Origin of the sequence: Pseudoalteromonas spongiae UST010723-006, from assembly GCF_000238255.3 — a bacterium.
Lineage (GTDB): Bacteria > Pseudomonadota > Gammaproteobacteria > Enterobacterales > Alteromonadaceae > Pseudoalteromonas > Pseudoalteromonas spongiae.
Genome location: NZ_CP011039.1, coordinates 559116 through 580892 on the forward strand (window position 1 = coordinate 559116; position 21777 = coordinate 580892).

General features: G+C 41.0%; 21 protein-coding genes. 8 read left to right on the forward strand and 13 right to left on the reverse strand.

Annotation, left to right across the window (positions count from 1 at the left end; genetic code table 11):
- The first annotated feature begins 155 nt into the window (after positions 1-155).
- The 5 genes from fba to PSPO_RS02610 all read left to right on the forward strand — a co-directional run bounded on the left by fba (position 156) and on the right by PSPO_RS02610 (position 6138).
- Positions 156-1220 (forward strand): class II fructose-bisphosphate aldolase, encoded by a 1065-nt coding sequence (gene fba / locus PSPO_RS02590; RefSeq protein WP_010560999.1) that lies wholly within the window; start codon positions 156-158, stop codon positions 1218-1220.
- A 607-nt stretch (positions 1221-1827) separates the two neighbouring features.
- The gene (locus PSPO_RS02595) at positions 1828-2787 is read left to right on the forward strand and encodes a porin (protein ID WP_010560998.1); all 960 of its coding nucleotides are present in this window, start codon (positions 1828-1830) and stop codon (positions 2785-2787) included.
- A gap of 249 nt (positions 2788-3036) precedes the next feature.
- Positions 3037-3726: a phosphate regulon transcriptional regulator PhoB gene (gene phoB / locus PSPO_RS02600; protein ID WP_010560997.1), complete on the forward strand. Its 690-nt coding sequence runs from the start codon at positions 3037-3039 to the stop codon at positions 3724-3726.
- A 16-nt stretch (positions 3727-3742) separates the two neighbouring features.
- Positions 3743-5056, forward strand: coding sequence for a phosphate regulon sensor histidine kinase PhoR (gene phoR, locus PSPO_RS02605; RefSeq protein WP_010560996.1), 1314 nt, complete (start codon positions 3743-3745; stop codon positions 5054-5056).
- Positions 5057-5169: 113 nt separating this feature from the next.
- The gene (locus PSPO_RS02610; protein ID WP_010560995.1) at positions 5170-6138 is read left to right on the forward strand and encodes a PstS family phosphate ABC transporter substrate-binding protein; all 969 of its coding nucleotides are present in this window, start codon (positions 5170-5172) and stop codon (positions 6136-6138) included.
- A 67-nt stretch (positions 6139-6205) separates the two neighbouring features.
- On the opposite strand, the gene PSPO_RS02615 is transcribed toward PSPO_RS02610, so the two are convergent.
- The 8 genes from PSPO_RS02615 to sfsA form a co-directional block, all read right to left on the reverse strand.
- Positions 6206-6442, reverse strand: coding sequence for a hypothetical protein (locus tag PSPO_RS02615; RefSeq protein ID WP_010560994.1), 237 nt, complete (start codon positions 6440-6442; stop codon positions 6206-6208).
- Between the two features lie 48 nt (positions 6443-6490).
- A complete protein-coding gene (gene panC / locus PSPO_RS02620) occupies positions 6491-7342 on the reverse strand; it encodes a pantoate--beta-alanine ligase (protein WP_010560993.1) in 852 nt (283 codons plus the stop codon).
- A gap of 24 nt (positions 7343-7366) precedes the next feature.
- Positions 7367-8161: a 3-methyl-2-oxobutanoate hydroxymethyltransferase gene (panB, locus tag PSPO_RS02625; protein ID WP_010560992.1), complete on the reverse strand. Its 795-nt coding sequence runs from the start codon at positions 8159-8161 to the stop codon at positions 7367-7369.
- 24 nt (positions 8162-8185) lie between these two features.
- Entirely contained in the window at positions 8186-8689 is a 504-nt protein-coding gene (folK, locus tag PSPO_RS02630) for a 2-amino-4-hydroxy-6-hydroxymethyldihydropteridine diphosphokinase (RefSeq protein ID WP_010560991.1), read from the reverse strand.
- Positions 8682-10055: a polynucleotide adenylyltransferase PcnB gene (gene pcnB, locus PSPO_RS02635; RefSeq protein WP_267890925.1), complete on the reverse strand. Its 1374-nt coding sequence runs from the start codon at positions 10053-10055 to the stop codon at positions 8682-8684. Before pcnB ends, folK begins: the two co-directional genes overlap by 8 nt.
- A gap of 164 nt (positions 10056-10219) precedes the next feature.
- Positions 10220-11146: a tRNA glutamyl-Q(34) synthetase GluQRS gene (gene gluQRS / locus PSPO_RS02640; protein ID WP_010560989.1), complete on the reverse strand. Its 927-nt coding sequence runs from the start codon at positions 11144-11146 to the stop codon at positions 10220-10222.
- 10 nt (positions 11147-11156) lie between these two features.
- Positions 11157-11597, reverse strand: a complete 441-nt coding sequence (dksA, locus tag PSPO_RS02645) for an RNA polymerase-binding protein DksA (RefSeq protein ID WP_010560988.1) — start codon at positions 11595-11597, stop codon at positions 11157-11159.
- A 162-nt stretch (positions 11598-11759) separates the two neighbouring features.
- Complete coding sequence (sfsA, locus tag PSPO_RS02650) at positions 11760-12470, reverse strand: DNA/RNA nuclease SfsA (RefSeq protein ID WP_010560987.1); 711 nt, start codon at positions 12468-12470, stop codon at positions 11760-11762.
- Positions 12471-12556: 86 nt separating this feature from the next.
- Between sfsA and pepB the strand changes: the two genes are divergently transcribed.
- Positions 12557-13852 carry an aminopeptidase PepB gene (gene pepB / locus PSPO_RS02655; RefSeq protein WP_010560986.1) on the forward strand — a complete coding sequence of 432 codons (1296 nt, stop codon included), beginning with the start codon at positions 12557-12559 and terminating at the stop codon, positions 13850-13852.
- A 576-nt stretch (positions 13853-14428) separates the two neighbouring features.
- On the forward strand, positions 14429-14998 hold the full coding sequence (locus PSPO_RS02660; RefSeq protein WP_010560985.1) for a phosphoribosyltransferase: 570 nt from the start codon (positions 14429-14431) through the stop codon (positions 14996-14998).
- A 329-nt stretch (positions 14999-15327) separates the two neighbouring features.
- Here PSPO_RS02660 and PSPO_RS02665 read toward each other — a convergent pair whose 3' ends face one another.
- Complete coding sequence (locus tag PSPO_RS02665) at positions 15328-15984, reverse strand: Crp/Fnr family transcriptional regulator (protein ID WP_010560984.1); 657 nt, start codon at positions 15982-15984, stop codon at positions 15328-15330.
- A gap of 120 nt (positions 15985-16104) precedes the next feature.
- Here PSPO_RS02665 and PSPO_RS02670 point away from each other — a divergent pair, with 120 nt between their 5' ends.
- The gene (locus PSPO_RS02670; RefSeq protein ID WP_010560983.1) at positions 16105-16350 is read left to right on the forward strand and encodes a YgjV family protein; all 246 of its coding nucleotides are present in this window, start codon (positions 16105-16107) and stop codon (positions 16348-16350) included.
- A gap of 65 nt (positions 16351-16415) precedes the next feature.
- Here the strand turns inward: PSPO_RS02670 and PSPO_RS02675 are convergent, their stop codons facing one another.
- The 4 genes from PSPO_RS02675 to pdsR all read right to left on the reverse strand — a co-directional run bounded on the left by PSPO_RS02675 (position 16416) and on the right by pdsR (position 21565).
- Positions 16416-18083: an amidohydrolase gene (locus tag PSPO_RS02675; RefSeq protein WP_010560982.1), complete on the reverse strand. Its 1668-nt coding sequence runs from the start codon at positions 18081-18083 to the stop codon at positions 16416-16418.
- Positions 18084-18330: 247 nt separating this feature from the next.
- Entirely contained in the window at positions 18331-18627 is a 297-nt protein-coding gene (locus PSPO_RS02680; protein ID WP_010560981.1) for a hypothetical protein, read from the reverse strand.
- Positions 18628-18760: 133 nt separating this feature from the next.
- Entirely contained in the window at positions 18761-20872 is a 2112-nt protein-coding gene (gene pdsS, locus PSPO_RS02685; RefSeq protein WP_010560980.1) for a proteobacterial dedicated sortase system histidine kinase, read from the reverse strand.
- A 3-nt stretch (positions 20873-20875) separates the two neighbouring features.
- Positions 20876-21565, reverse strand: coding sequence for a proteobacterial dedicated sortase system response regulator (gene pdsR, locus PSPO_RS02690; protein ID WP_010560979.1), 690 nt, complete (start codon positions 21563-21565; stop codon positions 20876-20878).
- Positions 21566-21777 lie beyond the last annotated feature (212 nt).

Sequence of the window (21777 nt, forward strand, 5' to 3'; positions counted from 1 at the left end):
ACGCTATACTTAGGTTAATTGAATAGAATCTAAGTAACTGAATAAAAAGCCAAGTAATCATATCTCTCTCAAAATCAGTGATTACTTGGCAATAAACAAATCTATCCGTTCAAACTCGATGGCGTTAGGTGCCATCAAAAATTGGAGAAAGCAAAATGGCTTTAATCAGTATGCGTCAGCTATTAGACCATGCGGCAGAAAATGGTTATGGTGTTCCAGCGTTTAATGTGAATAACCAAGAGCAAATGCGTGCAATTATGGAAGCAGCAGACAAGACAAACAGTCCTGTTATCGTTCAAGGTTCAGCAGGTGCGCGTGCATACGCCGGTGCGCCGTTTATCCGCCATATGATTTTAGCGGCAATTGAAGAATGGCCTCACATTCCAGTAGTTATGCACCAAGATCACGGTACATCACCAGCAGTTTGCCAACGCTCAATCCAATTAGGCTTTTCATCAGTAATGATGGACGGCTCACTACTTGAAGATGGTAAAACCCCTTCAAGCTATGAATACAACGTTGATGTAACACGTCGCACCGTTGAAATGGCGCACGCGTGTGGTGTTTCAGTTGAGGGTGAGCTAGGTGTACTTGGTTCATTAGAAACGGGTGAAGCAGGCGAAGAAGATGGTATTGGTGCAGAAGGTAAGCTAACTGAAGACCAACTATTAACTGATCCTGAAGAAGCAGCTGACTTTGTTAAGCAAACAGGTGTAGATGCACTTGCGATTGCATGTGGTACTTCACACGGTGCTTATAAGTTTACACGTCCACCAACGGGTGACATTCTTGCAATTAACCGCATTAAAGAAATTCACGCGCGTATTCCAAATACTCACTTAGTAATGCACGGTTCGTCATCAGTACCACAAGAGTGGCTTGCTGTGATCAACGAGTTTGGTGGTGAGATCCCTGAAACTTACGGTGTGCCAGTTGAGCAGATCGTTGAAGGTATTAAGCACGGTGTTCGTAAAGTAAATATCGATACCGACTTACGTTTAGCATCAACCGGTGCAATTCGTCGTCACCTAGCGCATAACCCTGCAAACTTTGACCCGCGTAAGTTTTTAGCGGAAGCAACGAAAGCAATGACTGAAATCTGTGTTGCACGTTACGAAGCGTTTGGTACTGCTGGTCAAGCGGCTAAAATCAAACCAATTTCACTTGATGCGATGCATGAAAAATACCTTGCTGGTGAGTTAAACCAACAAGTTAAATAACATCAAGTTATACAACTTCCTTTAACAAGCAAAGCGTTTATATAGCTCATATAAACGCTTTTTTTGTGTCGAATGCTTTGGTGTGAGCGTGAGTAATTTAAATTCATGTTATTGAGTTAACCTTCATTCACCCTATCAAAATAGTGCTTTAACAGGCCAGTCTTCTAACATTTACTTTATTTATAACCGGTTTGTGAGCTGGCTTATTTCGGCGAAAATAAATGAGATTAATAGTATGTCTGGGATTATGATCATTTAGGATTGTGGGATCAAATTCTTACTAACACGATCGTAATTTGATTGGCTGGGATCACGATCCTACCAACTAAAGTGCTGATTTAGGGCTGATCAGATTAAAAATTATGGCTAACTTATTGAAATTCGATCTATTTCTGAGGTGATCTTAGTAAGTTTTTGATCTCAGACAGTCATATCGTGGTAGATCTTGGTACAAAGATGATCCTATTGGTAAAATATTGATCTGCGATAATTGCCATACCCGTGAAATGTACTAAAGTAATTATTAAATAAGAAAATCTGTTTGATCTTAAGTGTATAATAATTAAAGCGTAATGCTCTAGTTAAACTCTGCTTTGAGGAAATTACCATGATTAAAAAACTCTTGCTAGCAAGTGGTATAGGTTTAGTGCTTCTTCCGTTAGATGCATTTGCCGAAACAGATGCTCAAGTATACGGACGTGCCCACCTAGGCTTACGCTACGTTGATATCGATAATCAAGAGAGCGAGACCGAAGTTGACTCATATGCATCACGTTTTGGCATTAAAGCAAAGCATGGTATTTCAGATGATCTTAGCGTATTAACTAAGCTTGAGTGGGAAGTTAATATTTCAGAGCAAGATGGCGCAAATGGCAGTGATGATAATATTAAATCACGGGATCAATACTTAGGTCTAAAAAGTAAAACCTTTGGTCAGATCTTAATTGGTCGAAAAGACACGGCGCTGAAAAAGTCGCAAAACAAGCTTGATATGATGAATGACTTCGTTGGCGATATTAAACACCTTGCCACTGGCGAAAACCGTTTGGGCGATATGGTAAATTATCAATCACCCAAATTTGGTCAATTACAGTTTGAACTAACCTACATAGCGGAAGAAAACAGCAAACAAAGCGATGGGGCTGGGGTGTCGGCTGCTATCGGTTATGGTGATAAAGCACTTAAGAAAACGCCGTTTTATGTCGCATATGCGCATGATGAGGATGTTGCCGGCTACAATATAGATCGCGTATCAGCACAAGGTAAACTTGGTGATTTTACAATTAACGGTATGTACCAAAATAGTGAAAAAGTGTCATCGGGCGATGATGGTGATACGTTCGTTGTAAGTGCTTCTTATAAAATCGAAAATTATAAAATTTTAGTACAGTACCAAGATGATGAAACAGGCTTTGGTAAATTAAAAGACAGTGGCTCGGCTAGTTCAGTAGGTGTTGAGCGCAAATTAGGTAAGCAGGCAAAGGCTTATATTTGGTACACCCAGCGTGATCTGGACAATAGCGATGATGAAGGACATTTGGCCGTTACCTTACGTTATGATTTTTAAATGATATAAAAACGTGACAATTTAGTTAATTTTATAAGCCCCTTTTAGGGGCTTTTTAGTTTAATTTTAAAGCGCCAATTTCGTTTTATCTTATTGAATTTAAATTGTTTTATATAATTGTGTAAGTTAGGTTAAAGTAACACTACAAATAGACAACAGTTTATTTATGATCTTTTTATGTTTATATTCATAAAAGTGTCACACTTTACTTTGATAATGAAGTCAGTTGATAACTTAGAGATTTAATTCATGTCGCGTAAGATACTAGTGGTTGATGACGAAGCACCAATTCGTGAAATGTTGGTATTCGTACTTGAACAAAATGGATTTCAGGCTATTGAAGCCCAAGATTATGATTCTGCAATGGATGCGCTAGTTGAGCCTTATCCAGATATGATTCTACTGGACTGGATGCTGCCTGGCACAAGTGGTGTTCAAATCGCTAAAAAAATTAAAAATAGTGATTATACCCGCCATATCCCAATTATTATGCTAACCGCTCGTGGTGAAGAAGAAGACAAGATCAAAGGCCTAGAAGTAGGCGCTGATGACTATGTCACTAAACCGTTTTCACCGAAAGAGTTAATGGCACGCATTAAAGCGGTATTCCGTCGCGTATCACCTACATCGCTCGAAGAAGCAATTGAAGTACATGGGTTACGCCTAGATCCTATTTCGCATCGTGTAACATCTGCAGGTAACGAATTGGATATGGGACCAACTGAATTTAAATTACTTCATTTCTTTATGACGCACCCAGAACGTGTTTACAGCCGTGAACAACTGCTTGATAATGTTTGGGGTACAAATGTTTACGTAGAAGATCGCACGGTTGATGTACATATTCGTCGTCTACGTAAAGCGATTGCACCTATGGGTCATGATAAATTAGTACAAACCGTACGTGGTGCAGGTTATCGTTTTTCGAGCAAAATTTAATTTCTAAGAGAAGTCTATGCTGCGAATTGTGAGTAAGCGGGAATTAGTTAAACGCCTTTTTGTTTACTTTATTCCGCTCACGTTAATAGGAGTCCTGTTAGGGGCTCCTTTTTTACTTTTATGGCTAGGTACATTTTCACTATTAGTGTGGAATTATCGACAGCTATTTAGATTAAGCGATTGGCTTACAGAACAACGCAAATATTACCCACCAGAAGGTGAGGGTGTTTGGGAGCAGGTATTTGAAGGCATTTATCGCCTGCAACAGCGCAATCGTAGAAAACGCAACGAGCTTGCTGATGTTATTCGTCGTTTTCGTGAAGGTGCAGAAGCCGTTCCCGATGGCGTATTAGTATTGCAAGATGATCTGGCGATCGTTTGGTGTAACAAAGAATCGATCGCTTTATTAGGATTACAGTGGCCGCTCGATCATGGTCAGCGACTTGATAACCTAATTCGTCGTCCAGATTTTATTAAATACATGCGTGCAAAAGAATACTTTGAGCCATTAGAGCTGCAATCACCGATTGATCCACACAGTGTATTAGAAGTGAGGGTAACGCCTTATGCAGCATCACAGTTAATGATGGTGGTGCGCGATGTGACGTTAATCAAACAACTCGAAGAAATGCGCCGAGATTTTATTGCTAATGTGTCGCATGAGCTGCGCACGCCGTTAACAGTAATGTCGGGCTATCTCGAAATGTTTGATCCAGATATGGCGCCGCCACCTTCAATGTGGGGCAAAGCGCAACAAACTATGCTGGATCAATGTAAGCGCATGGCAAGCTTAGTAGAGCAGTTACTTGCGCTGGCACGCATCGAAAATTCTGATAAGCCAGACTTCGAGGAGGAAGTAGATGTAGCAGATATGCTCACTGCGATTTACCGCGAGGCGGAACAATTAAACCAAGAGAAACAACACACAATTGTGCTGGATATGGATGAGTCATTAAATTTAATTGGCAAAGAGCAAGAGTTGCGCAGCGCCTTTTCAAATTTAGTATTTAATGCCGTTCGTTACACCCCAGCTCATGGTGAAATAAACATTAGTTGGCATAAAACCGATAAGGGCGCTGAGTTCCGTGTAGAAGACAACGGCGATGGTATTGCTGGCGAGCATATTCATCGATTAACTGAACGCTTCTACCGTGTTGATCAGGCACGCTCTCGCGATACTGGTGGTTCGGGTTTAGGTTTGGCGATCACTAAACATGTATTAAGTCGTCATGATTCTCACTTAAATATTTCATCAAAATTGGGCGAAGGTTCAACATTTAGTTTTTCTTTTTCTAACGAACGTATAAAAAACAAAGTGTTAGAAGTTTAATCTGAATAAATTAGTGTGTTAATAAATTTGTCATATTTTAGTCATTTTAATGTCATGGAAAAGGCTAAAAATAGTCGCATCATCAAAACGGGATAATCAATTGGAGTTACCCAATGAAACTTAAAAACTTAGTGGCTACTATGGGCCTAACTGTTACAGCAATGCTTGCTGGTAACGCGATTGCAGTAGATAACAAATTAGCAGATTATGAAAAAACAACAGGTATTTCTGGTAATTTCTCGTCTACAGGCTCAGACACATTAGCAAACATGATGACCTTTTGGGCAGAAGAGTATAAGCGTCAGTACCCTAACGTAAATATTCAAATTCAAGCTGCTGGTTCATCAACTGCGCCACCGGCACTAACAGAAGGTACATCAAACTTCGGTCCAATGAGCCGTAAGATGAAGTCGAAAGAAATCGAAGCGTTTGAAAAGAAATTCGGTTATAAGCCAACTGAAGTACGTGTTGCTATCGATGCACTAGCTGTATTTGTACACAAAGATAACCCAGTTAAAGGCTTAACAATTAAAGAAGTGGATTCTGTATTCTCATCAACACGTAAGTGTGGTGCAGATAAAGAAGCGACACGTTGGAGCGATGTAGGCTTAGAAGGTTCTTGGGCTGGTAAAGACATCCAATTATACGGCCGTAACTCAGTGTCTGGTACTTATGGTTACTTCAAGAAAAAAGCACTGTGTAAAGGTGACTTTAAAAACAACGTAAATGAGCAACCAGGTTCTGCATCAGTAGTACAGTCAATCTCATCTTCATTAAATGCGATTGGTTACTCAGGCATTGGTTATAAAACATCAGGTGTTCGTACTGTTCCACTAGCGAAGAAAGGTACTAACTACGTTGATGCAACGTTAGAAAACGTAGCAACAGGTAAATACCCGCTATCTCGTTTCCTATACGTTTACGTGAACAAGCACCCTAACAAGCCGCTTTCACCAATCGAAGCTGAGTTCCTTAAGATGGTACTTTCTAAAGATGGTCAAAAGATTGTTGAAAAAGACGGTTATGTACCACTTACTTCAGGTATGGCTAACAAAGAACTTAAGAAGCTAGGCCTTCTATAAGTTAATCGGTTAAGTCATAAAAAAAGCCGCTAATTAGCGGCTTTTTTGTATTTAAAATTATATATTTTTAGTTAATAAATTCAGGGCCTACTTGTGCTTTACAAGCATTGTGTTCGTCAACGCATTTACGCATGCATACGCCGTTGGTCATGCTTTCGTTTAAGCTTGAATTACTACAAGAAGACTCGCACTGAAAGTTTTGCTGTGCACAGCGATTAAGCCCTTCTTTTTGCTCTTGTGTTAAGTTTTGAGAGCTACATGCAGCCAACAAACCTACTAACGCGATAGTGATTAACTGTTTCATTATCCTTAATCCTTATTATTTTTGAATTGAGTATAGAACTGCTTGGTTCTAGGCTGTCGTTACTTGTAAGTTATCAATTAAACGTACATTTGACAAAAATGCAGCAACAAGAATAACTAAATTAGTATCATTCTTAGTGGCTAACTCTAAGGTTTTTGCATTACAAATATTAAAGTAATCAAGTGTAAAGCCGTACTTTTCAATTGCTAACTTAGCTTGCTCTGTAATCTTATCTAAATTTAACTCGTTTGCTTTAAGCGCCGTTTCAGCGTCACGCATAATCTGATACAGCGCACTTGCTTGTTGCTTTTCATCATCCGATAAATAGCCATTACGCGAGCTCATGGCGAGACCAGAGTCTTCACGCTTGGTCGCAACGCCGATAATTTCAATCGGCATCGATAAGTCTTCAACCATGGTTCTAATAACCGCAAGTTGTTGAAAATCTTTTTCGCCAAAACAGGCAATATCAGGTTGAACAAGGTTAAAGAGTTTATTAACAATTGTCGCTACGCCACGAAAGTGACCAGGGCGGCTGGCTCCACAGTGGCCTTCAGATACTCCTGGCACATCGATATAACTTTGTGCGTCTAGCCCTTTGGGGTAGATGGTTTCAACGGTTGGTGTAAACAGTAAATCAGCACCGTGCTCAATCAGGCCATTTTGATCGTTTTGTAAAGTACGCGGGTACTTGTCGAGATCTTCATTTTTGCCAAATTGCATTGGGTTAACAAAAATACTAACAACCACTTTATCGGCGATTTGTTTAGCTTTATCAACCAGTGAAAAATGACCCGCATGCAGATTGCCCATCGTTGGCACAAATGCCACTGTTAGACCTTGCTGTTTCCAGCTTTTGATTTTACTGCGTAACTGAGAAACGTTAGAAACCGTTTGCATAAAAGTAACTACTTAACACTTAAATTAATTGAATTCATGCTCAGAGCCAGGGAACTGACCACTTTGCACATCATCGATGTACTTTTTAACTGCTGCTGGCATGTTGCCTGTTTCCAGTAAAAAGTTTTTTGAAAACTTAGGGATATAGCCCGCAGAAATACCAACAAGGTCATGCATAACTAGAATTTGACCATCGGTTTCTTTGCCTGCGCCAATACCAATCGTTGGAATTGAAATTGCGTCGGTAATGGCTTTAGCCAGTTCTGAAGGAATACATTCCAGTACTAACAATTGGGCGCCTGCGGCTTCAAGCGCTTTGGCGTCGTTAATCATTTTCTCTGCGGCTTCGTTAGTGCGACCTTGAATTTTAAAACCACCAAATACATGTACTGATTGCGGTGTTAATCCTAAATGACCACATACAGGAATGCCTTGTTGTGTTAACAACTCAATTGCTGGGTAAAGCCACTCACCGCCTTCAAGTTTAACCATATTTGCCCCAGCACGCATAAGCTCAGCCGCGTTGTTACACGCATCAGCTGGGCTCGAATAGGTCATAAAGGGCAAATCAGCGATGACAAAGGTATCTTTAGCACCTGCGCGCACACAGCGTGTGTGGTAGGCAATATCTTGATTAGTGACTGCCAAGGTGTCGTTGCCACCTTGCAGTACCATGCCCATTGAGTCGCCCACTAATAAAACGTGAACACCTTGCTCTTCGAAGAGGCCTGAGAAGCTTGCATCATATGCGGTTAAAGCGGCAATTTTCTCGCCTTCTTGTTTCATTTTTTTAAGTTTTGAAACGGTAATTTTAGCCATAAATCCCTCGATTACTTGCCGTTATTAACTTGCTGCAATAATGCTCAAGCTATTTTTATCTATTGTTTTTATTAAATCTGCTAAGTTTGTACCACAAGGTAGTGCAAGATCCGGTGCAATTTCATGCATTGGATAAAGAACAAACTCACGCACTTTCATGCCGTAATGTGGCACAGTTAGGCGTTCATTATCAAGTTGTTGGTTTTTGTATAAAATAATGTCGATGTCGAGCGTGCGTGGTCCCCAGCGATCGGCTTTGCGTACGCGACCAAAATCGAGCTCGATTTGTTGTGTAATATCAAGGAGCTCAAGCGGCGATAGCGCTGTATCAATGGCAACAACTGAATTGACATAGTCAGGTTGGTCTTGCGGTCCCATGGGCTTACTGCCATAGAGTGAAGAGCTTGCAACAAGGGAAATACTAGGGTGTGCGGCTAATGCCTGTGTGGCATTTCGTAATTGCTCTAATGGGGCGTTTAAATTAGCCCCTAAGCCTAAGTAAACCAAAGAATTTACGTGATTAGTCATGGCGTTTTGCGTTATTACTTTTTGCTTTGCGTGGTCTGCGGCGACGGTAATTGCCACCACTTTTAGCGCCTTTATTTAAATCGCTAACCATACGTTTTTGGCTGCCAGCATCTTGCTCTGTGTAGTTATCCCACCACTTTGCAAGCTCTGCCAGTTCTGGCTCAAATTGCGCGCGTAAACAGAAGAAATCTTTTGCGGCACGAAAACGCGGTTGCTGCGTTAAACGGAATGCGCGTTGACCGCCACGTTTATCAAAGCGGTGTTGCAATTGCCAAATCTCACGAGCGCCAATGGTGAAACGTTTTGGTACTGCAAGCGACTTTGCACTTTCAGATAAAATTTGATTCATCGCCATATTAAATGCATTAAATGGTGTTTCGCCCTGCGCTGTAATGCGGTTGGCTAAGCTTTGTAATGGGTACCATAAAAATGCTGCGATTAAATAGGCCGGGGTTACTTTTTTGCCTGCATTAATGCGTTTGTCGGTATTTTTCAATACTTGCGTAACAAGCTGATACTCAGTGCCGTCTGGGTGCTTGTTCAGTAATTTATCAAGTGCAGGAAATAAATAAGTAAATAACCCGTACTGACGCAGTAAGTGGAAGTTAGCTTCTGCTTTACCGTTTAAGAATAGCTTTAACATCTCTTCAAATAAACGGGCTGCTGGAATATTACCAAGCAGCGACGCCAACTGAAACATCGGTTTTTCTGTCGCTGGCGCAATGGTCATATCCAGTTTTGTGGCAAAGCGTACCGCTCGCAGCATACGTACCGGATCTTCACGGTAGCGCGTTTCAGGATCGCCAATCAGTTCGATACGGCGATTTTTAATCGCTTCCATACCACCGGCAAAATCATGAATACTGAAATCGTTAATCGAGTAGTACAACGCGTTGATTGAAAAGTCACGGCGCTCTGCATCTTCGTCGATAGTGCCGTAAACGTTGTCACGTAGTAATTGTCCTTGCTCGCTTGCTTGGCTTTTATTTTTTTCGCCCTGTTCTTCATCACTGTGATGGCCTCGCATGGTTGCCACTTCAATGATCTCTCTGCCAAACATGATATGCGCTAAGCGAAAGCGGCGACCGATTAAACGACAATTGCGAAACTGCTTTTTAATCTGCTCGGGTGTAGCATTGGTAACTACATCAAAGTCTTTCGGTTCTAGGCCAAGTAAAATATCGCGAATACAGCCGCCAACTAAATAGGCGTCGTAGCCAGCATCTTTAAGACGATACAGTACTTTTAAGGCATTTGGGCTAAGTTGTTTACGCGATACCACATGATTTTCGCGGGTAACGACAAGCGGTTTAGAAAAACTCGCAACGCTTTGCGGCTGTTGACCTTGTTCTGATCCAGATAAAATACCTCGACAGATTTTTACAAGCTTAGAAATAATGGGACGGCTCCAGAATTCATACAGGGAAAATTAACCGCGTAATAATATACTAATCACCCAGTTAATGCCATGGCTAGCACGCTTGTGTGGGCTGATATTTAGCCATAATTTAGTGTAAAGATTGCACTAAATTAAAGCGGCTTGAAGGTAAAACTGGTTTCGTTAGTAATAAGTTGAATTTCATCATTGGCAGGTACGTTTTTTCGTTGCCATGCCGTTATTGCCCATTGAATAATTTCATCGACACTGACATCTAATAGTGTTTTATTGGTATTGACGCCGAGAAATTTAAGCGCAGCAACAAGTGTTTGCTGTGGTTTATCCATATCAATCGCCGCTGCATAGTTTTGTTTTGATAACTTAAACCCGGGCTCTGCTACAGCTAAGGGAAGGTGACCAAATTGTGGCACAGGTGCGTCTAGTTGCTTAAATAAACTGATTTGTCGTACGGTAGGGAATAGTAAATCAGCACCGCGCACAATATGAGAAATTTTTTGTGCTATGTCGTCTAACACTACTACTAGTTGATAGGCAAATAAGCCATCACGGCGTTTAATAATGTAGTCTTCTTCTGAAAACACAGATTCAACGTTGATTTCGCCTTTAAAAAGATCACTAAATTGATAGGTTGGTATGGTTTGTTTTAGTCTCAGCGCTTGGCTATCAAATGTAAGCTGTAAGTCACGGCAATGGCCGTTGTAAAACCCACCGTGTTGCTTAATTTGTTTACGTGTGCATTGGCAGGCATAGACTAAGTCTTTGCTGATCAGTTGTTCAAGTACTGTTTGATAATGCGCTAAACAAGCGCTTTGATAGCGAACTGATTCGTCCCAATGTAGGCCGTAGTTTTCAAGTGTTTTTAAGATTAAGGTGTCGCTACCGCTGACTACGCGTGGTGTATCGATGTCTTCGATACGAACAAGCCAACTACCGTTATGTGCTTTGGCGTCAAGATAACTGCCGAGTGCGGCTACGAGCGAGCCAAAGTGCAATGGCCCAGAAGGAGAGGGGGCAAACCGGCCACGGTATGCCCCAAAATCTGATGTGTTTGCCAACATTTAAGCCAAATTAACGGCCTGATTGTTTTTCTTTGATTTCAGAAAGTGTTTTACAATCAATACATTGATCAGCTGTTGGGCGAGCCTCTAAACGACGAATACCGATTTCGATGCCACAGGTAACACAATAGCCAAAATCTTCATCTTCGATTAGTTGTAATGTTTTCTCAATCTTTTTAATTAGTTTACGTTCGCGGTCACGCGTACGTAATTCTAATGCAAACTCTTCTTCTTGTGCTGCACGGTCAACTGGATCAGGGAAGTTTGCTGCTTCATCCTGCATATGGTTTTTTGTGCGATCTACTTCTTCACGTAAGTTGTTACGCCATGTCTCAAGAATGGTTTTAAAGTGCGCAAGTTGTGCGTCACTCATGTATTCTTCGCCAGGTTTTTCTGTATACGGCGCTAGGCCTGCTTGAGCCAGTAAACTCAAATTATTTTGTGATGGCATAACTGTCTCCTAATTCTTCTATGAATAGAGTCCCAATAAAAGTCGGCGGCTATAAATAGCAGAATAAAAAATTAAGTGCAATTAATTTTTACCAATAAAAAAATTTAGACAAGCCTAATTAACAATAATTTATGCGGTAAAACGTTTGAACTCGTTAACTATTCACTGCAGCGCGACAAAGGGAATGGTTTTATCTATTACAATTTGTTCCGAGCTTATGTTGGTGCGATAACATAAAATTTCAACCCCTGCAGCTAGTGCTTTTTTAATTTCAATTGCATAATTGGCGTCAATATGGGCAGCAGGTGCCACAGACTTAATGCCAGTGTGTTGAATTAAAAAGAATAATACCGCTCGATGGCCTTGTTGCTTCATTGTCACTAATTCGCGCAAATGTTTGCTGCCTCGGGTTGTGACCGCATCGGGAAAGTAACCTTTACCGTTTTCTTCTAACAAGGTGACCGATTTTACTTCGATATAACACGCTGGCTTTTCGGCATCACTCAATAAAATATCAATGCGACTGTTTTCATCGCCATATTTCACTTCTTGTTTTAGGGTATCGTAATTTAATAATTCAGGTATTTGTTGCTTAGCTATCGCCTCGGCAACCACATGGTTGGCCATGCTGGTATTAACGCAGATCAGATCTCCCGCTAGATTTTGTGTCAGTTCGAGCGAATGAGGGTATTTACGCTTGGTATTACTAGATGTTGAATAATACGCAGTAAAGCCAGAATCGGCGCAGCCAGTCATACGCCCGGTGTTCGCACAGTGAATGGTTAATTCTCCTTGGCTGGTTTCGATATCGACTAAAAAACGTTTGTATCGTTTTATAAGCTTGGCTTGTTGCAGCTTTGATTGAAATTGCATGGCTTTAATCGCAAATTATTGGGCTATGTATGTGACTAGTGTACACTGGGGTCACGCAATTATGTGAACACACGAGAGAAAAAAATATGTCAGATCTGTTCAAAGTTCAGTTATCTCAAGATGCCGCAGCGGCGCATTGGGGTGAAAAAGCCTTACTCTCTTTTTCTAATGACGGTGCGACCGTTCATTTACAGCAAGAAGAAACCCTTAAAAACGTACAAAAAGCAGGTCGTGCACTTGCTAATCAAGGCATTAAAACAATCGTTTTAGAAGGTGAAACTTGGTGTACAGAAAGTCAGTGGGCGCTTTATCAAGGCTTTGTGACAGCTAAAAACCTAGATGCAGTTACATTTGCAGAAAACAGCCAATCATCACTTGATGAATTAGCGGCGTTAAAGCGTGCTGCAATTTGGCAACGTCAGATGATTAACGGTACTGCAGAAGATGTTTATCCAGAAAGCCTTGCTGAAAAAGCGGCTGAATTTATCGGTTCAATGGCACCAGAGCACGTAAGCTACGACATTATTAAAGGCGATGCATTATTAGAGCAACAGTGGATTGGTATTCACTCTGTTGGCCGTGGTAGTGAGCGCCCGCCAGTGTTATTAACACTCGATTACAACCCAACAGGTGATGAAAATGCACCAGTAGCAGCTGCGCTTGTAGGTAAAGGCATTACATTCGATTCAGGTGGTTACTCAATTAAGCCAAGTGAAGGCATGTTAACCATGAAGTGTGATATGGGTGGTGCGGCGACGGTTACTTCTGGTCTTGCTCTGGCAATTAGCCGTGGTTTAGATGTGCGCGTTAAGTTATTCCTATGCTGTGCAGAGAACCTAATCTCAGGTAATGCATACAAGTTAGGTGATATTCTTACGTACAAAAATGGTACTACAGTAGAAATCGTAAATACTGACGCGGAAGGTCGCTTAGTACTTGCTGACGGCCTAATGGCGGCTGGCGAAACAGGCGCACCATTAATTATTGATGCGGCAACCTTAACTGGTGCAGCGCTTATGGCGGTAGGTCAAGAATACAATGCGTTGTTTGGTTTAGATAAAGAGCTAGTGCGTGAAGTTGAAAACTTTGCTAGCGACGAGTTTGAAGCTGCATGGGCATTACCCCTTGAGAAGTTCCACCAGTTTAACTGTCCATCACCATACGCAGATACGGCAAACAGCCGTGCGCAGAAAGGCGGTGGTTTTGGCGGTGCATCAAATGCTGCTGGTTTCTTATCTCGTTTTGTGCCAAATGACGGTAAAGGTTGGGTGCATATCGACCTTGCTGCAAGTTTCCAAAACTCTGCGGGTAGCCAGTGGGCTGCAGGTGCAACCACTTGGGGTATGCGTACCGTTGCTCGCACATTGCTTGAAAAAGCATAATAAAAAATAAGCATTAAAAAGCCTGCTGTGTGCAGGCTTTTTATTAACGTTTGTTAAAGTTTAGACGCTTTAACTCTTTCTCACTTGGTGTTTTATCATTAAACCTAACGAGGGTTAACGCAACGTAAAGACCAAGCAGCATGAAAGCAAATATCCACCACATATTAGGTACCTCTGTTTATTTGCTTCATCCCTAAAGTATGATTTTTGGTTAAATTTACCAAAAGTATTTCCATACGTTTTTATGTATATTTTCAAAAGCTCTTTTTCGAAAGCTCAATATTTAACCTAGCAGTTTGTGATACCAATTCTGTTAAGTATGTGATCAGAGGTAGCGCTGGATAAATGAAATGATAACAAGGCGGAATTTTTCTAATGTAGCTGTTCTACATTGATAAATTCAAACGCAGTTAGCATGATATTTAACCCGCTAGAATGATCGGCTATTTAAGTGAATTGGTATGATATATTTTAAAAGGCTTAAGACATGCTATTTTGATATAAAGCAAGCTATTTCGTTAAATATAAGCTATTATGCACACCTTTTTTATACCCCAATAATCTCAGGAGCACATCATGTCAGATAAGGTTTTTATTACCGCCGAGCAGCTTTTGCAAGACTCATTTAAACTCGCAGCACAGGTTTTTGATGATGGTTTTCGCCCTGACTATATTGTGGGCATTTGGCGTGGTGGTGCACCAATCGGTATTGCTGTACAAGAATACTATGACTTTAAAGGTGTAGACACAGATCATATTGCGGTACGTACATCGTCTTATTATGGTATTGGTAAGCAATCAAAAGATATTAAAGTACACGGCTTACATTACATCATCGAAAACGCTAATGCATCTGACAGCTTATTAATTGTTGATGATGTATTTGATTCAGGTCGCAGTATTTTTGCACTAAAAGAAAAATTAAAAGAACTGATGCGCTTAAATTTGCCACAAGATATTCGCGTGGCTTGTCCTTACTATAAGCCAAAAAATAACAAAACACCGATTGAACCTGATTACTATATTCATGATTCAGACGAGTGGTTAGTTTTCCCACATGAGCTTTCAGGTTTAACACCAGATGAAATTGCAAATGGCAAAACTGATTTAAAAGAAATTAGCCATTTATTTATTGATAATAAGTAATCACTAGGGCCTGTTGACCTTTCAAGTTTGTTTTTGCAGCAGTTTGATTGGGTTTTATACAAGGCAGAGGCTGCGTGGCATAGTTATTCTATGTGAGTCAGCCGATAACACAGTAGAAAAGCCAATCAAGCGCTGCCGAACGGTTCTTTTGAGTGCACTTTTCTCATTGTTGCTCGATATTCGCTTAGATTGCTAGGCCACACATCGAGCGCCGCGATAAAAGCACGCTCAAAGAGAACAAAAATGGAACAGCAAAGATCAACAGGCCCTAAATAAATAGCATTAAAAAAGGTCGCAATTGCGACCTTTTTTGTTATTGCAAAAATAGTTTAACGACTTGCAAAGCTATCAATAAAGTCTTCGAGTTTATCTTCATCAAGTGGCTTTAAGCCTTGCTCTGTGCGCTGCACTAAGCCTTGTTCTACTAAATCACTTACCACGCGACGGTATGCACGTTCTGTTGTGGCAAAACGCTCTGCTTCAGCACTTACTTTAGGGTAAGGTTTTAACATCGTCACGGTTTCATCTTGGTAACGGGCTAAGCAGTCTTTGGCAATATTAAAACTAAGTGGTAACAGCAGCTTGTTTAAGTTTATTTGTTGGTTTTCAATAAACTTTTCAGCAATGCTTTTCGCGGTGTAGAGCGCTAATTCTGGCTTTTCTTGTAATAATTCACGCCAGTACTTTAACTCAATCAAGTTATAGGTTACTTCACTTTGGCAGGTCATGGAATAAATACAAGGTCTGTCATTAAGCGCTTCAACTTCACCCACTAAAGTATTTTGGCAGTCAAGTTGCCCTAGCAATAAGCGCCTACCGTTACCTACGTCGTAACTAAATGAAATTGTACCACTACGTACTAAAATTAATTTACTTAATGGTTTGCCTTGCTCGGCAAGTAACTTACCTTTTTTTAAGGTATAGCTGTTGCCTGCGTACGACAGTAACTCATCAACTAGAGTTTTTGAAAAGTGGTAATCGAACATAAAGTCTCGCTTGTTGAGTACAAGTAATTAGCGTTTGCTGTTGGACAATTGTCCTTCAGCTATTCTATCGGACCGTTTAGCTTACAGCAAATTGGTAATAATTAGAATCGGAGCGATACAATGGTTTGGGAATATTTAGGTTATTTTGCGTCAGCATTGCTCGTTGCTTCGTTAATGATGGAAGATGTCACTAAATTACGTTGGTTTAATTTAGCTGGCTGTATTTGTTTTACCTTGTATGGTTTGGCTATTTCAGCTTGGCCGGTAGCTTTTACCAATGGCTTACTTTCCTTCGTAAATATTTATCACTTAATTAAATTAGCAAAGAAAAAATCAACGACAGCTGATACTAAAGCAGACAGCTAAAAAGCTTCAATATTTAGAGTTCAGAGCGCAGCATCAAGACTCTGAATTCTAAACGCTCTTTATACTTACTTTTGTTGGTATTTTAATTTACCCGCCAGCCAGGTTTGTTCAACTTGAGTGTGGTAAATATCGCTCAGTGGCGCTTTAAAATAATTAGTATCCACAATTATAAAGTCTGCCCACTTACCTTTTTCTAAACTACCAATTTTAAATTCTTGGTGAGCCGCATAGGCTGCATCTAAAGTAAATGCTCGTAGTGCTTGTTCGCGAGTTAACTTCTCCTCGGCAAGCCAGCCACCTTTTGGTGCACCATCCTTATCTTGGCGTGAAACTGCGGCGTATAAACCATGAAACGCGTTTGCTAACTCAACTGGAAAATCTGAACCCGCCGCTACGCGAGAACCCTGCTTTAAAAATGTTTGCCATGCATAAGCGCCCGCTAAGCGCGTTTTACCAAGGCGATCTTCCGCCATATGCATATCAGATGTGGCATGCACTGGTTGCATTGAAGGAATAATAGCGAGTTGTTTAAAGCGTTTAATGTCATTTGGCTCAACAATTTGCGCGTGCTCCATACGATTTCTAAGTAGTTTACCGCCACTTTTAGCGTAAACTTTTTCATAAGTGTCGAGTACCACACGATTTGCTCTATCACCAATGGCATGCGTATTTACGCTAAACCCAGCTTTAAACGCCTGAGTAAATACGTTTTCTAACTCATCTTTGCTCATTAGCATTAAGCCTTTGTGGCCAATACGGTCTTGATAGTCTTCAAGTAACGCAGCCCCGCGACTACCTAACGCACCATCCGAATACACTTTTATACTGCGGATCGCCAACATGTCGTTATCATCAAACTTTTTGCCAGCGGCAAGTTGTTTACTTAATTCACTATCTGTTGCACTTAACATGGCATAAATGCGAATAGGTAAGGTGTTGTTAGCTGCGCGTTCTAAATAAACTTGGTAGGTTAAGTTATCAATGCCAGCATCATGTGCTGAGGTAATACCTAAACTCAGCAAATGTTCACCTGCGGCATCAAGGCGTTTATTTACTTCGGCCTTATCAACGCTTGGCATATGTTGATAAACAAGTGGCTCTGCATTATCTATCAAAATACCTGAGGGCTCGCCGTTATCTAAGCGGATAATTTCACCGCCGCTAGGTGCTTGTGTATCTTTATTTATGCCCGCAATTTCGAGTGCTTTTGAGTTTACCCAAAGGGCGTGACCATCAACGCGTGTTAGTGCAACAGGTCTGTCGCTCACTATCGCATCGAGATCTTTGGCGGTAGGAAATACCTTACTAGGCCAGTTTTCTTGGTTCCAACCGCGGCCAATCACCCAACCATCGGTTTGGTTTGCGTATTCTTCTATGCTCTTTAGCGCATCTTTCAATGAGCTACTACTGCGTAAATCAAGTTGGCTTTGATTTTTACCAAGGCCGATAATGTGGCCGTGCGCATCGATTAGGCCTGGTAGTAAGGTTTTACCTTCTACATCGATTTTCTCAGCAGGACTATAAGTTGAAATAATTGATTTATCGCCTGTTGCGACGACTTTCCCGTCTTTAATAACTAAAGTAGAAAATTCGTGAACGCCTTTATTTTGCTTGAGCGTATAGCCTTTTGCATTGTGGAAAATGGTGTAATCAGCAAAGGCAAATGGCGTAAAGCTAGCCAAGCTAACACTCACTGCTAGTAGGGCACGTTTTAATTGTTTTTTTGTTGTCATTGTTATTCTCACGCTAAGTGTGTGTATTGAGAATAACAAAGTTAAAACAAATAAATAACCTAAGATTTAGATTACAAATTTGCAAAGCATGCTTGCGGTAATTTAAGTGTGTTTCTCATATAGTTAGCACGCAATTTCACTACTTATGTGCTAAAAAAAGCTGATCTAATGAAAAGAATTTAACGCCACGAACCGCTTGATCGGGCGTTAAATTAAGTGTGACTGGTGAAAGTCACACAGTCGAGGGTTATCGGTTTAATAACTGTTGTGGTGTTTTAATTTGGGCGTTTATGGCAACTAATAACGATGCTAATTTTTGCTCGTTTTCGCAGTTGGTTGTCCAAAGTACAGCGGGTAAATTAAGTTGTTGAGCCAGCTTTAATGCCGTTTCAATGATGTAGTTAAGCGAGTTTGTACAACTAGCAACACCTTTAGCAACAAGGTCATAGCAGTTAATACATACGGCTTGCCAAAGCTCTTGTTCAACGATAATCGCGCTATTTAAAGAGGCTAGGTTTAAGTTATTGTTTGAATCGGTTTGCATTACATATCTACTTCACAACTAATACAATAACTTTATATCGTTTATCGCAATAAAAACTTGAGAAGTTATTTTCAAAAATATCGGTAAGGTAACCAACTTATTCTTAATAATTAGCGGGTTAACGGCTTTATAGTTAACCCTTAAACGTTACTAAAAACTCAACGCCTTGGTTTTTATTGGTAGCTGTAATGGTTGCGCCGTGGAAGTCACAAATTAAACGTGCCATATATAAACCCAACCCTAAATGCGGCTCTTTTTGTTTGCTTGATTCACGTACTGATACCATAGAATCGAATATATGATTGGCCATATCAGGCGGTAATAGCGGACCTGCGTTAAAAATACTAAATTGCGCTTTACCACTCGTGATGTGATAGTTCACTTCAATACTTGTCTCTTTCTCGGCAAAATCAACTGCATTGCTTATCAGTTTGTCGAGCAGCTGTGCAATAAATTCAGGCACCCCATTAAGTGCATAAGCTTCATCGCTAAGGGCTAAGTTGAAGTGTTTATTCGGGTAGGCAAGGGTGTAACCTTGCATACAGCCATTTATTACTTCGCTTAAATTAAATTGCTCTTTTTGGCTATTTTCAATGGCGTGCTCTAGGCGTGTTGCTTCACTCATGGTGGTGAGTATTTTGTTTAAACGCGCCACACCTTCTTTTGCGCGAGCAATATATTTTTGACTGGGTTCGTGAGTATTTTGTAGCTCAAGGCTTTCAAGAGACGAGCGTACCACAGCAACTGGCGTGCGCAGCTCATGCGATAAACGCGAGCTCATATTTTCTAAATAATGAGTGTAGCCGCCAAGGCGATTTACGATACTAGCAAAGCTGCGTGACAAGTCGCCAATTTCATCGCTAGAGAATTGTTTGTCAATTTTGCCTGTAACACGCCCTTGAGCATCAATGGCTTTTTCTGCAGCGTCGCGCAGGCGTCTGATTCGTGTTGAGATAATGGACGCGAATAAAAATAAGCTCAACGTACCAATGAGCATAATGGCTAAAATCACATTAAACAGTTTTTCGAATGCTTTGTTTCTTATTTCGCGAATACCGTTAGTGGTTTCTTCGGCAATTACAGCGCCCATTACTTGGTCGTCAATCCAAATAGGGTATGCCGCAGAAAGGATCACCGCTTTTTGATCGGGGGTTAAGCGCCATGTTGATTTTGCGTGACCATCAAGTGCTGCATTGATATGGCTGCCATCAAGCGCGGCTACATCACGGGTAATATCGGTAAACTCAGTGGCAGGACGAGTGAGAATTTTGTAATAAATCGGGTGCAGGTATTCTTCTTCAAATTGTTCCCAACGCGATGGTTTGCGCTTTTTAATGGTGTCGCCCCAGCCGCCATCGGCACTTTTTATATTACCGGCATCGGCTAAAACACGGCGGTGCTGATCAACTACAAATACGCGGCTGCCCGCGCGTGCCATGCCTTTAATAATTTCTTCAATTTCTGGTGAGGGCACTAAAATCGAGCCTAAGCTTTGCTGCTCGTTGAGGTTAGACGTGGCGATTTCCGCTAATTCCTCTTCGCCTTGGTCTTTATCTAAAATTGCAAAGCCCAATTTATTACCGAGAAGCGTTAATGGTAGGCGTAGCTCAATATTGTAGCCTTGCTTAGTTAAACGAAAGTAACCTTGAATTTGCGTAAACGGCATTTTGGTTTCGGCGTCGAAGGCGTTAACCCAACCTGCTTGTTTGGTTGAAATTAAATAGGTTTTCACCTCACCTTCGAGATTGGTAAAGGCAATTTTTAAGTGATCATTACGCTCTAAGCTGATGGTGTTTCTACCGCGCATAACAACATCGTCATCGGTTACGCTAAATTGCGCGTAAAGGTAGTCTTTGTATTTGCCAACCATATGCTTAAACGAGATGTCTTCATCGCTATGCATTGCGTTATCTTGCGTTAAGTAGGCGTCGCCATAATGCCAAACAAGGGGCAAATAGGGTTGCCAATCTTGCAGCTTACCGTCGAGTTGAATGGGTCCCACAATATTATAAGCGTAAAGATCGCGGCCTTTTTCAACCGATTCTAAAAAGCTTGCTTGGCTATCGAATAATTTTGGTCTGTCGTGTAGTGCGGTTGCCAAAGCGCGGCTGGTGGCAACTAAGTTTTTTTCTTGCCCTAAGCGTAAAAAGTTTTCCATTTCAGCCACATACTGATGGCCAAGCCATGGCAGTAATAACAAAAAGCTTGAAAGAACAACAACTTTAGTGCGCAGACCAATTCTCATGGCTTATTTTGCCTCCCAGCGGTAACCCATGCCATACACGGTATCGATATGATCAAATGCATTATCAATTTTTAAGAACTTTTTACGAATACGCTTAATATGTGAGGTGATGGTACTGTCATCAACGTAAATTTTTGCCTCATTCATTAAGTCGTTACGCTGTTTAACATGGCCGGGTCGAATAGCAAGTGCATGCACTAACCAATATTCAGTCACGGTTAAATCAATCGTAACGCCTTGCCATGTCACTTGCATGCGCTCAGGGTCTATCACTAATTCGCCGCGTTCAATAAGTTGTGCTTGCTGCTGAGGAGTATTGAGCGCCAGCTGGCGACGAAAAATTGCTGAAATACGCGCAGCTAAATGAGCAAGGCTGATGTCTTTTGTTAAGTAGTCATCTGCGCCCATGCGTAAACCCGATACCGTATCGATTTCGTTATCGCGGGCTGTTAAAAAAATAATCGGCAAGGTTTGGCTTTTTGCGCGTAATGCTTGGCACAACATAAAGCCGCCATCTATTTCATCACCTAGGCCAATATCAATAATCGCTAAATCTGGCAGGTTTGCTAATAACTCGTCTTGTGCGCTGATGCGATCAGCATAGCCTTTAACTAAATAGCCTTGGCTTTCTAGCATATCAATATAGTTTTCACGAATGGCGTCTTGATCTTCGATGATGGCGATTTTTTTCATTGATTACGGTTAATTGCGTATTGGTAGCCGCCACTATACCTAAAAAATGAGCAAAAAATAGAGAATCGAAGCAATTGCCATTTTTTTGCCACAATTGCTCATCGCATTGCCTTTTTTCAAACCAAAAATTGCCAGATCAGCTTGTTTTAATTACTCCAACGCAAACGGTGCAGCAGCATCAACACAAAACAACGTATTTAAAAAAATTAAAA